Source organism: Pseudomonas sp. 203-8, assembly GCF_020708595.1.
Classification (GTDB): Bacteria; Pseudomonadota; Gammaproteobacteria; order Pseudomonadales; family Pseudomonadaceae; genus Pseudomonas; species Pseudomonas aeruginosa.
Map to the genome: position 1 here is coordinate 71,482 of NZ_JAJFDF010000004.1, position 11,795 is coordinate 83,276.

10 protein-coding genes are annotated in these 11,795 nt (G+C 66.6%); all 10 read left to right on the plus strand.

Features of this window, described 5'->3' with window-relative positions:
* Window positions 1-36 precede the first annotated feature (36 nt).
* The 10 genes from leuB to LJF27_RS10300 all read left to right on the plus strand — a co-directional run bounded on the left by leuB (window position 37) and on the right by LJF27_RS10300 (window position 11,651).
* Window positions 37-1,119 carry a 3-isopropylmalate dehydrogenase gene (leuB, locus tag LJF27_RS10255; RefSeq protein WP_003091395.1) on the plus strand — a complete coding sequence of 361 codons (1,083 nt, stop codon included), beginning with the start codon at window positions 37-39 and terminating at the stop codon, window positions 1,117-1,119.
* A 69-nt stretch (window positions 1,120-1,188) separates the two neighbouring features.
* Window positions 1,189-2,301 (plus strand): aspartate-semialdehyde dehydrogenase, encoded by a 1,113-nt coding sequence (gene asd, locus LJF27_RS10260; RefSeq protein ID WP_003111187.1) that lies wholly within the window; start codon window positions 1,189-1,191, stop codon window positions 2,299-2,301.
* A gap of 101 nt (window positions 2,302-2,402) precedes the next feature.
* Window positions 2,403-3,413: an aspartate-semialdehyde dehydrogenase gene (locus LJF27_RS10265; RefSeq protein WP_003115016.1), complete on the plus strand. Its 1,011-nt coding sequence runs from the start codon at window positions 2,403-2,405 to the stop codon at window positions 3,411-3,413.
* 168 nt (window positions 3,414-3,581) lie between these two features.
* Window positions 3,582-6,341 (plus strand): motility hub landmark protein FimV, encoded by a 2,760-nt coding sequence (gene fimV, locus LJF27_RS10270; RefSeq protein ID WP_023117020.1) that lies wholly within the window; start codon window positions 3,582-3,584, stop codon window positions 6,339-6,341.
* A gap of 21 nt (window positions 6,342-6,362) precedes the next feature.
* Window positions 6,363-7,220, plus strand: coding sequence for a tRNA pseudouridine(38-40) synthase TruA (gene truA, locus LJF27_RS10275; protein WP_023117019.1), 858 nt, complete (start codon window positions 6,363-6,365; stop codon window positions 7,218-7,220).
* An 89-nt stretch (window positions 7,221-7,309) separates the two neighbouring features.
* Window positions 7,310-7,945, plus strand: coding sequence for a phosphoribosylanthranilate isomerase (locus LJF27_RS10280; protein ID WP_003091389.1), 636 nt, complete (start codon window positions 7,310-7,312; stop codon window positions 7,943-7,945).
* A gap of 268 nt (window positions 7,946-8,213) precedes the next feature.
* Window positions 8,214-9,086, plus strand: coding sequence for an acetyl-CoA carboxylase, carboxyltransferase subunit beta (accD, locus tag LJF27_RS10285; RefSeq protein ID WP_003104199.1), 873 nt, complete (start codon window positions 8,214-8,216; stop codon window positions 9,084-9,086).
* Window positions 9,083-10,372, plus strand: coding sequence for a bifunctional tetrahydrofolate synthase/dihydrofolate synthase (gene folC / locus LJF27_RS10290; RefSeq protein WP_003104198.1), 1,290 nt, complete (start codon window positions 9,083-9,085; stop codon window positions 10,370-10,372). Before accD ends, folC begins: the two co-directional genes overlap by 4 nt.
* Before the next feature lie 3 nt (window positions 10,373-10,375).
* Window positions 10,376-11,035: an SPOR domain-containing protein gene (locus tag LJF27_RS10295; protein WP_003147893.1), complete on the plus strand. Its 660-nt coding sequence runs from the start codon at window positions 10,376-10,378 to the stop codon at window positions 11,033-11,035.
* Window positions 11,036-11,108: 73 nt separating this feature from the next.
* Window positions 11,109-11,651 (plus strand): CvpA family protein, encoded by a 543-nt coding sequence (locus LJF27_RS10300; protein ID WP_003113932.1) that lies wholly within the window; start codon window positions 11,109-11,111, stop codon window positions 11,649-11,651.
* Window positions 11,652-11,795 lie beyond the last annotated feature (144 nt).

Sequence of the window (11,795 nt, forward strand, 5' to 3'; positions counted from 1 at the left end):
GCCCGCCGTTCAATGAATGAAGGACAAGAGGGTGTTATGAGCAAGCAGATCCTGGTTCTCCCCGGTGACGGTATCGGCCCGGAAATCATGGCGGAAGCGGTCAAGGTGCTGGAACTGGCCAACGACAGGTTCCAGCTCGGCTTCGAACTGGCCGAGGACGTCATCGGTGGCGCGGCCATCGACAAGCACGGCGTGCCGCTGGCCGACCAGACCCTGCAGCGCGCGCGCCAGGCCGATGCGGTGCTGCTGGGCGCGGTAGGGGGGCCGAAGTGGGACAGGATCGAACGCGATATCCGTCCCGAGCGCGGTCTGCTGAAGATTCGCTCGCAACTGGGCCTGTTCGCCAACCTGCGTCCGGCCATCCTCTATCCGCAACTGGCCGCGGCCTCCAGCCTGAAGCCGGAAGTGGTCGCCGGGCTGGACATCCTCATCGTCCGCGAACTGACCGGCGGCATCTACTTCGGCCAGCCCCGCGAGCAGCGCGTGCTGGAGAACGGCGAGCGCCAGGCCTACGACACCCTGCCGTACAGCGAGAGCGAAATCCGTCGTATCGCCCGCGTCGGTTTCGACATGGCCCGCGTACGCAACAACAGGCTCTGCTCGGTGGACAAGGCCAACGTCCTCGCCTCCAGCCAACTGTGGCGGGAAGTGGTGGAAGAGGTGGCGAAGGACTACCCGGACGTCGAGCTTTCCCATATGTACGTGGATAACGCCGCCATGCAACTGGTGCGCGCGCCCAAGCAGTTCGACGTGATGGTCACCGACAACATGTTCGGCGACATCCTGTCGGATGAGGCTTCCATGCTGACCGGTTCCATCGGCATGCTGCCTTCTGCCTCGCTCGACGCGAACAACAAGGGCATGTACGAACCCTGCCACGGTTCCGCCCCGGACATCGCCGGTCAGGGCATCGCCAACCCGTTGGCGACCATCCTTTCGGTCTCGATGATGTTGCGCTACAGCTTCAGCCAGGCGACCGCCGCCGACGCCATCGAGCAGGCGGTGAGCAAGGTCCTCGACCAGGGGCTGCGCACCGGCGACATCTGGTCCGAAGGCTGCCGCAAGGTCGGCACCCGGGAAATGGGCGATGCCGTAGTCGCGGCACTCAAGAATCTGTAATCTGACGGGCTTGGCCGGCGCCATGATGGCTGCCGGCCAGCTCACTTCTCTCATATAGGTGTAGTTGCGATGAAGCGTGTAGGTCTGATCGGTTGGCGCGGGATGGTGGGTTCCGTACTCATGCAGCGGATGCTGGAAGAGCGGGACTTCGACCTGATCGAGCCGGTGTTCTTCACCACGTCGAACGTCGGTGGCCAGGGCCCGGAAGTGGGCAAGGACATCGCTCCGCTGAAGGACGCCTACAGCATCGACGAGCTGAAGACCCTCGACGTGATCCTGACCTGCCAGGGCGGCGACTACACCAGCGAAGTATTCCCCAAGCTGCGCGAGGCCGGCTGGCAGGGCTACTGGATCGATGCCGCCTCCAGCCTGCGCATGGAAGACGACGCGGTGATCGTCCTCGACCCGGTCAACCGCAAGGTCATCGACCAGGCTCTGGACGCCGGCACCCGCAACTACATCGGCGGCAACTGCACCGTCAGCCTGATGCTGATGGCCCTGGGCGGGCTGTTCGACGCCGGCCTGGTCGAGTGGATGAGTGCCATGACCTACCAGGCCGCCTCCGGCGCCGGCGCGCAGAACATGCGTGAACTGCTCAAGCAGATGGGCGCCGCCCATGCATCGGTGGCGGATGACCTGGCCAACCCGGCCAGCGCGATCCTCGACATCGACCGCAAGGTGGCGGAGACCCTGCGCAGCGAAGCCTTCCCCACCGAGCATTTCGGCGCGCCGCTGGGCGGCAGCCTGATCCCCTGGATCGACAAGGAACTGCCCAACGGGCAGAGCCGCGAGGAGTGGAAAGCCCAGGCGGAGACCAACAAGATCCTCGCCCGCTTCAAGAACCCGATCCCGGTCGACGGTATCTGCGTGCGCGTCGGCGCCATGCGTTGCCACAGCCAGGCGCTGACCATCAAGTTGAACAAGGATGTGCCGCTGACCGACATCGAGGGCCTGATCAGCCAGCACAATCCCTGGGTCAAGCTGGTGCCGAACCACCGCGAGGTAAGCGTGCGCGAGCTGACCCCGGCCGCCGTCACCGGCACCCTGAGCGTTCCGGTCGGGCGCCTGCGCAAGCTGAACATGGGCTCCCAGTATCTCGGCGCCTTCACCGTTGGCGACCAGTTGCTGTGGGGCGCTGCCGAGCCGCTGCGGCGCATGCTGCGCATCCTGCTGGAGCGCTGATCGATCCGGCGCCGCCCGCAATGGGTGGCGCCTCGATTGCCTGGGCGAAGGTGGGCAAGTAAAGTGCCACGCCTATTTCGCAGACCGCCGAGGCTTTTCCCATGTCCCAGCCCCTCAATGTCGCAGTCGTAGGCGCCACCGGATCGGTTGGCGAGGCTCTGGTCGGTCTCCTCGACGAACGCGACTTCCCGCTTCATCGTCTGCACCTGCTGGCCAGCGCCGAGTCGGCCGGGCAGCGCATGGGTTTCGCCGAAAGCAGCCTGCGCGTCGGCGATGTCGATAGCTTCGATTTTTCCAGTGTCGGCCTGGCCTTCTTCGCCGCGGCAGCCGAGGTGTCGCGTGCCCATGCCGAGCGCGCCCGCGCGGCGGGTTGTTCGGTGATCGACCTGAGCGGCGCCCTGGAACCGAGCGTCGCACCGCCGGTCATGGTTTCGGTGAATGCCGAACGCCTGGCCTCGCAAGCAGCGCCGTTCCTTTTGTCCAGTCCTTGCGCCGTAGCCGCCGAACTGTGCGAAGTGCTGGCGCCACTCCTGGCCACGCTGGATTGCCGGCAACTGAACCTGACAGCCTGCCTCTCCGTCTCCAGCCTGGGGCGCGAAGGGGTCAAGGAACTCGCCCGGCAGACCGCCGAACTGCTCAATGCGCGCCCCCTGGAGCCGCGTCTCTTCGACCGCCAGATCGCCTTCAACCTGCTCGCGCAGGTCGGCGCGGTGGATGCCGAGGGACACAGCGCGATCGAGCGGCGCATCTTCGCGGAGGTGCAGGCCTTGCTTGGCGAGCGTATCGGACCGTTGAACGTTACCTGCATCCAGGCGCCGGTATTCTTCGGCGATAGCCTCAGCGTGACCCTGCAGTGCGCGGAGCCGGTGGACCTGGCCGCGGTGACGCGGGTCCTCGATGCGACGAAAGGTATCGAATGGGTCGGCGAGGGCGATTATCCGACGGTGGTCGGCGATGCCCTCGGCCAGGACGAGACCTATGTCGGCCGGGTGAGGGCGGGGCAGGCTGATCCCTGTCAGGTCAATTTGTGGATTGTGTCTGATAATGTGCGAAAAGGTGCCGCGCTGAATGCCGTGCTCCTGGGTGAGTTGTTGATAAAACACTATCTGTAAAAGATACTTACCCACAGATTTGTAGAATTATTCGAGCTTGTTAATACTGGTTCGATCCGCTGCTGCCGGGGAGCGTCCGTCCATGCATGGCTGGGCGAGCGGACAGCAAGCACCGACGCACTCCCTCTCGTGAAACGAGAAAAGATATTAAAACCAAGGGATTACACTATGGTTCGGCTTCGTACACTGGTTCGGGCAATCGCGGCGGCCTCGGTCCTGACTTCCGGCATGGCGCATGGATTGGGACTGGGGGAAATCACCCTGAAGTCGGCGTTGAACCAACCGTTGGATGCCGAGATCGAGCTGCTCGAAGTTCGTGACCTGGGTTCGGGCGAGGTGATCCCGAGCCTGGCGTCGCCGGAAGAGTTCAGCAAGGCGGGCGTCGATCGCCTGTACTACCTCACCGACCTGAAGTTCACGCCGGTGGTGAAGCCCAACGGCAAGAGCGTCATTCGCGTGACCTCGTCGAAGCCGGTGCAGGAGCCCTACCTGAACTTCCTGGTCCAGGTGCTCTGGCCGAACGGCCGCCTGCTGCGCGAGTACACCGTCCTGCTGGATCCGCCGCTGTACTCCCCGCAGGCCGCGGCAAGCGCTCCGCAAGCGCCGGTCAGCGCGCCGCGCGCGACCGGCGCCCCGCGAGCCCCGCAGGCTCCGGCTCCGGTGCGTACCACCGCGCCGGCAGGCAGCGACACCTATCGCACCGTTTCCAACGACACGCTCTGGGAGATCGCCCAGCGCAACCGTACCGATCGCGTTTCCGTACCCCAGGCGATGCTCGCGTTCCAGGAACTGAATCCGGGCGCCTTCGTCGATGGCAACATCAACCGGCTGAAGAGCGGCCAGGTCCTGCGCATTCCCACCGAACAGCAGATGCTGGAGCGCTCGCCGCGCGAGGCGCTGTCCCAGGTGCAGGCGCAGAACCAGAGCTGGCGCGGCAGCCGCAATCCGGCCGCGGGCAGCGCTGGCGCCAGGCAGTTGGATGCGACCCAGCGCAATGCCGCCGGGTCGGCGCCATCCAAGGTCGACGCCACGGACAACCTGCGCCTGGTGTCTGGCGAGGGCAAGGCCAGCAAGGGTGCCGACAAGGGCGGGAAGGGCGACAGCAAGGCGCTCGCCGATACCCTGGCGGTGACCAAGGAAAGCCTCGATAGCACTCGCCGCGAGAACGAAGAACTGCAGAGCCGCATGCAGGATCTGCAGAGCCAGCTGGACAAGCTGCAGAAGTTGATCCAGTTGAAGGACGCCCAGTTGGCCAAGCTGCAAGGGCAGTTGGGCGCCGAAGGCCAGGGCGCAGCCCAGCCGAACGCAGCCCTGCCGGATGCGTCCCAGCCCAATGCAGCAGCGCAGGCGCCGGCTCAGCCCGGGACTCCCGCTGCGGCAGCGCCGACTCCTGCTCCGGCCGGAGAAGCACCCGCCGCTCCGGCGCAGCCTCCGGTGGCGCCGCCGCCCGCGCCAGCTGCCGAGAAGCCTCCGGCACCTGCCGTTCCGGCGCCCGCTCCGGTACAGGCGGCAGAACAGCCGGCACCGAGCTTCCTCGACGAACTGCTGGCCAACCCGCTGTGGTTGGCGGTGATCGGCGGTAGCGCACTGCTGGCGTTGCTGGTGCTGCTGATGATCCTGTCGCGGCGCAATGCGCAGAAAGAGAAGGAAGAAGCCCAGGCTTTCGCCGCGGATGCCGGCGAGGAACAGGAGGATGCGCTGGACCTGGGAAAGGACGGCTTCGACGACCTGACCCTCGACGAGCCTGAACCGCAGGTCGCAGCCGCTGCGCCGCAGGTCGAGAAGACCACTGCGCAGACTTCCGATGCGCTGGGCGAGGCCGACATCTATATCGCCTACGGGCGTTTCAACCAGGCCGCTGAACTGTTGCAGAACGCCATCTACGACGAGCCGCAGCGCACCGACCTGCGCCTCAAGCTGATGGAAGTCTATGCCGAGATGGGCGATCGCGAAGGTTTCGCTCGCCAGGAAAACGAGCTGCGCGAAATCGGCGGCGCACAGCCGCAGGTCGAGCAGCTCAAGTCGCGCTACCCGGCAATGGTCGCGGTCGCCGCGGTTGCCGGCCTGGCCGGCGCCAAGCTGGCGCAGGACGAGCTGGATAGCTTCAGCCTCGACGACCTGTCGCTCGACGACAGCGGTCACGCGGCCAAGCCGGATGCGGCAGGACAGGATCTCGACGACGCCTTCGACCTGAGCCTGGACGACCTGGGCGGCGACGACGTGCAGGCCGACCTCAAGTCCGACAGCGGGGCGCTGGACGACCTGACCCTGGACAGCGATCTGGACCTGGCGGCCTCGACCGCGGCGGACAAGCCTGTCGACGATCTCGACTTCGGCCTGGATTTCGCGGAGTTGGCAGAGACTCCGAGCCAACCCAAGCATGACGACCTGGGCGATTTCTCCCTGGATCTCGACGCGCCGGAAGACAAGCTTTCGGACGACGACTTCCTGCTTTCGCTGAACGACGAAGTGCCCGCCGCGGCGCCTGCCGACAACGAATTCACCCTCGATACCGAGGCTGCCGAAGAGCCGGCGTTGTCCCTGCCGGACGACTTCGACCTGTCGCTGGCCGACGAGCCGACGGAGCCGGCCGCTCCGGAGAAGGGCGAGGACAGTTTCGCCGCCCAGTTGGACGAGGTGAGTGCGCAGTTGGACGAGTTGGCCAGCAACCTTGACGAGCCGAAGAGCGCGACGCCGAGTTTCTCCGCCGAGGATGCAGCGGTCGCCTCCGCCCTGGACGGAGACGCCGACGATGACTTCGACTTCCTCTCCGGTGCCGACGAAGCGGCGACCAAGCTGGATCTGGCTCGCGCCTACATCGACATGGGCGATAGCGAAGGCGCGCGCGATATCCTCGACGAAGTCCTGGCCGAAGGTAACGACAGCCAGCAGGCGGAAGCCCGCGAGTTGCTGGAGCGCCTGGCCTGATCCGGAAATGAAGCGACCCTCATGAACGATGTTGTTCCGCCAGCGGCAGCCGAATCGGCTGCCGCTGGCGTTTCCAGAATCGCCCTCGGCATCGAGTACAAGGGCTCCCGCTATCGTGGCTGGCAGCGCCAGGAAGCCGGCGTGCCTTCCGTGCAGGAAGCGCTGGAGTGCGCCTTGTCGAAGGTTGCCGCCGAGCCGGTCGGGGTGATCTGCGCCGGCCGTACCGACGCTGCCGTTCATGCCAGCGGCCAGGTGGTGCATTTCGACACCGCGGTGGAGCGCCCGTTGAAAGCATGGGTGATGGGCACCAACGCCAACCTGCCCGCGGATATCAGTGTGACCTGGGCGAGGGTGATGCCGGCGCATTTCCACGCGCGCTTCTCGGCCATGGCCCGGCGCTATCGCTACGCCATCTACAACGATCCGATCCGCCCGGCGCACCTGGCCGAGGAGGTCACCTGGAACCATCGGCCGCTGGATATCGGGCGGATGCGCGAGGCGGCCCAGGTACTGGTCGGCACCCATGACTTCACCTCGTTCCGGGCGGTGCAGTGCCAGGCCAAGTCGCCGGTCAAGACCATGCATCACGTGCGCTTGCTGGAGCATGGTCGGTTGATCGTGCTGGACATCCGCGGTAACGCTTTCCTTCACCATATGGTGCGCAACATCGCTGGCGTCCTGATGACCATCGGTGCCGGCGAGCGGCCGATCGAATGGGCGAAGGAGGTGCTCGAGGCGCGCGACCGGCGCGCCGGTGGGGTCACCGCTCACCCCTACGGACTCTATCTGGTGCGGGTGGAGTACCCCGGGGAGTTCGAGTTGCCCGAGCGCTACCTGGGGCCGCATTTCCTTTCCGGATTGCCCGATATCGTCGGCTGACGTCGAATCGGGCTTTTGCTACCATCGAGAATTCCCGCCGGACCGGCCGTCCGGCGGTTCGTCGCTCACTCGCCGAGGATTCTCCGTCGTTGCCAGCCGTTCGCATCAAGATCTGCGGTATCACCCGAGTCGAGGACGCCCTGGCCGCCGCCGCGGCGGGCGCCGATGCCATCGGCCTGGTGTTCTATGCGAAGAGCCCGCGGGCGGTGGATATCCATCGGGCGCGGGAGATCGTTCGTGCCCTGCCGCCGTTCGTGACCAGCGTCGGCCTGTTCGTCAACGCCAGCCGCTGCGAACTGGGCGAGATTCTCGATGCGGTGCCGCTGGACCTGCTGCAATTCCATGGCGACGAACGCGCCGAGGACTGCGAGGGACATCGGCGACCCTACCTGAAAGCCCTGCGGATGAAGCCCGGCGACGACATCGTCGGGCGCGCGGCGGCATATCCGGGAGCTGCCGGGATTCTCCTGGATACCTATGTGGAAGGCGTGCCCGGCGGCACGGGGGCGGCGTTCGACTGGTCGCTGGTGCCGGCCGACCTGGGCAAACCCCTGGTGCTGGCCGGCGGTCTGACGCCGGATAACGTCGGCAGGGCAGTCGAGCAGGTCAAGCCCTACGCGGTGGACGTCAGCGGTGGCGTCGAGGCGAGCAAGGGAATCAAGGATGCGGCGAGGGTCCGCGCGTTCGTGGACGCGGTGCGTTCGCGGCGCCGCGACGAGACATGATGTGACGACGGGCGGCCCGCCGCCGTCCACTAGCGTGTCGCCGTTTCCGCGACAACGCCCGGCCGCCGATAGGGAGGCCAGATATTTCGCGATAGCCGCTCGCCGGGTATCGCCCAGGTGACCGCGCAGGCGGGGGATGGGACAGGCCGCGAAACGTTTCGCAGCCGTGGGGCCCACCGCTGCCGGCGGTCACGAAGATGAATTTGCTCAGGGACGCCGTCACCGGATCGGTGCGGCCATCCCGACCTTGCACTGGAGAACAAAGAGCATGAGCAACTGGCTGGTAGACAAGCTGATCCCTTCCATCATGCGTTCCGAGTCCCAGAAGAGTTCGGTACCGGAAGGCCTGTGGCACAAATGCCCGTCCTGCGAAGCCGTGCTGTACCGTCCGGAGCTGGAAAAGACCCTGGATGTCTGCCCGAAGTGCGATCACCACATGCGCATCAACGCGCGTACCCGCCTGGACATCTTCCTCGATGAGGACGGTCGCGAGGAGTTGGGTGCCGACCTCGAGCCGGTGGACCGTCTGAAATTCCGCGACAGCAAGAAGTACAAGGATCGCCTCGCCGCGGCACAGAAGGACACCGGCGAGAAGGACGCGCTGATCGCCATGAGCGGCAAGCTGCAGGGTATGCCGGTGGTCGCCTGCGCCTTCGAGTTCTCCTTCATGGGCGGTTCGATGGGCGCCATCGTCGGCGAGCGCTTCGTTCGCGCAGCCAACGTCGCCCTGGAGAAGCGCTGCCCGCTGATCTGCTTCTCCGCCTCCGGCGGCGCGCGCATGCAGGAAGCGCTGATCTCGCTGATGCAGATGGCCAAGACCTCGGCGGTCCTGGCGCGCCTGCGCGAAGAAGGCATCCCGTTCGTCTCGGTATTGACCGACCCGGTCTACGGCGGCGTTTCCGCCAGCCTGGCGATGCTCGGCGACGTGATCGTCGGCGAACCCAAGGCGCTGATCGGCTTCGCCGGTCCCCGCGTGATCGAGCAGACCGTCCGCGAGAAGCTGCCGGAAGGCTTCCAGCGTAGCGAGTTCCTCCTTGAGCATGGCGCCATCGACATGATCGTGCATCGTGCCGAGTTGCGGCCGCGCCTGGCCAATCTGCTGTCGGCCTTCACTCATTCGCCGAGCCCCGTATCCGCATGACCCAGCGTTCCCTGGCCGATTGGCTGAGCTATCTCGAACAACTCCATCCGACGGCCATCGACATGGGCCTGGAGCGTTCCCGCGAGGTAGCGCGCCGGCTCGGCCTGGGAAGGCCGGCGAAACGCGTGGTCACCGTTACCGGGACCAACGGCAAGGGCTCCACCTGCGCCCTGCTCGCCGAACTGCTGCGTGAGCAGGGGTTGTCGGTCGGGGTCTACAGCTCGCCGCACCTGCTGCGCTACAACGAGCGGGTGCGGATCGATGGCGTCGAGGCCGGCGATGCGCAACTGTGCGACGCCTTCTCCGCGGTGGAGGCCGCACGTGGCGAGATTTCCCTGACCTATTTCGAAATGGGCACTCTGGCCGCCTTCTGGCTGTTCGAGCGCGCCGGGCTGGACTTCGCGGTGCTGGAAGTCGGCCTTGGCGGGCGCCTGGATGCGGTCAACCTGATCGACGCCGACCTGGCGCTGATCACCAGCATCGGCCTGGACCATGCGGACTGGCTGGGCGATACCCGCGAAAGCGTGGCTTTCGAGAAAGCCGGTATCCTGCGCGCCGGCAAACCGGCCCTGTGCGGCGATCTCGATCCCCCGCAGCCATTGCTGGAGCAGGTGGCTGCGCTGGGGGCACCGCTTTACCTGCGCGGTCGCGACTACGACCTGGCGCTCGCCGATCATGGCTGGCACTGGCGCGGGCTGGCCGCGGACGGCCAGGCGCTGGCGCTGCACGATCTGCCGTTGCTCGGGTTGCCCATGGAAAACGCCGCGCTGGCCCTGCAGGCCTACGCGTTGCTCGAGTTGCCCTGGCAGGCGGAGCGCCTGGCCGAGGCGCTGCGGCGGACCCGGGTGACCGGTCGCCTCGATCGCCGCGACCTGTCCTGGAACGGCCAGCCACGCCAGCTCCTGCTGGACGTCGGGCACAATCCCCAGGCCGCCCAGTACCTGGCGCAACGCCTGCGTGCCGCAGCGCCACGAGGACGCTACCTGGCGGTCTTCGGCCTGCTGGCGGACAAAGACCTGGATGGCGTACTGGAACCCTTGACCGGCTTGGTGCAGGATTGGGCCGTTGCACCGTTGCCGACCCCGCGTTCGCGGCCGGCCGCGGAGCTGGAGGCGGCGCTGATCCTGCGCCAGGTTCCGGCGAGCAGTCATGCGGATATCGCCGCCGCCCTGGACGCGCAGTGCGCCAAGGCTACCGCGGATGATGTCATTCTGCTGTTCGGATCGTTCTATAGCGTGGCCGAAGGCCTGGAATGGCTGGCCCGTAGAACGGATAAGGGGGAGTAAATCATGGCCTTGCTGGAAAGAGGGCTGAAGCAGCGCATCGTCGGGGCGTTGGTGCTGATCGCCCTGGCGGTGATCTTCCTGCCGATGCTGTTCACCCGCGAAGACGAGTCGCGCCAGGTCGTGGTGGAAGCGCCGCCGCGCCCGCAATCGCCGGCCATGCCCAGTGTCGAGGTGCAGCCGACCGAGGTGCCGGAACTGCAGCCCGGCGAGGAAGGCATCGCTCCCGAGATCGTCGAGGAAGGCTCCCCGGCCGCCGCCGGCCAGCCCAGCCAGCCGATCGGCGGCCTGCCGGCGACCCCGCCGGCCACCCAGCCGCCCGCCCAGGCCCAGGCGCCGGCCGCCAGCCTGCCGCCAAGCCAGCCGCAACCGCCCGCTGCGCCGCCGAGCCCGCCGCCCGCGGAGAAGCGCCTGGACGCCAACAACCTGCCGCAGAGCTGGTCGGTACAGCTTGCCAGCCTGTCCAACCGGGCGCGCGCCGAGGAATTGCAGAAGACCCTGCGCTCCCAGGGCTACAACGCCTACATCCGCAGCTTCGACGGGATGAACCGGGTCTTCGTCGGGCCGGTGATCCAGCGCGCCGAGGCGGATCGCCTGCGCGACCAGTTGAGCAAGCAGCAGAAGCTCAACGGCTTCGTCGTGCGCTTCCAGCCGGAACGCGGTTGACCGCGACCCGCGGCTTACCGTCGCGGGCGCGCTCTGCTAAAATGCAGCGCCTTTTCTGCTTGTGGGCTGCATAGTGGCATTTACCTGGGTCGATTGGACGATGGTCGCCATCATCGTCGTTTCCAGCCTGATCAGTCTGAGTCGCGGCTTCGTCAAGGAAGCCTTGTCCCTGCTTACCTGGATAGTCGCCGGCGCGGTGGCCTGGATGTTCGGCGGGGCGCTGGCGCAGCACCTGGGCGAATACATCCAGACCCCCTCGGCCCGCATCATCGCAGCCTGCGCGCTGCTGTTCATCGCGACCCTGCTGCTCGGGGCGCTGGTCAACTACCTCATCGGCGAACTGATCCGGGTCACCGGCCTCTCCGGCACCGACCGCTTCCTCGGCATGGTCTTCGGCGGTGCGCGCGGCGTACTGCTGGTCGTGCTGCTGGTCGGCCTGCTCAGCCTGGCCCCGGTACAGCAGGACCCTTGGTGGCAGCAGTCGGTGCTGATGCCGCATTTCCTGATGGTTGCCGACTGGTCGAAGAACTTCATTCTCGGTTTCGCCGGCCAGTGGTTGCCGGCCGCGCCGATAACGCCGCCGAGCGGCATCGGCGGGCTGCTTCCCAGCCAGTGATTTTGGCGGGACACTGGCCGAGGCCGGGTCCCGCGGTTTTCCAGGGCGGCGCGTCGATGGCGCGGCGCCGGCGGCACAGGACGTGCCGCGAGCCAGTCGGCGGCGAAGGTCGCCGATTCGCGGGAGCCAGCGGCCCACAGGCCC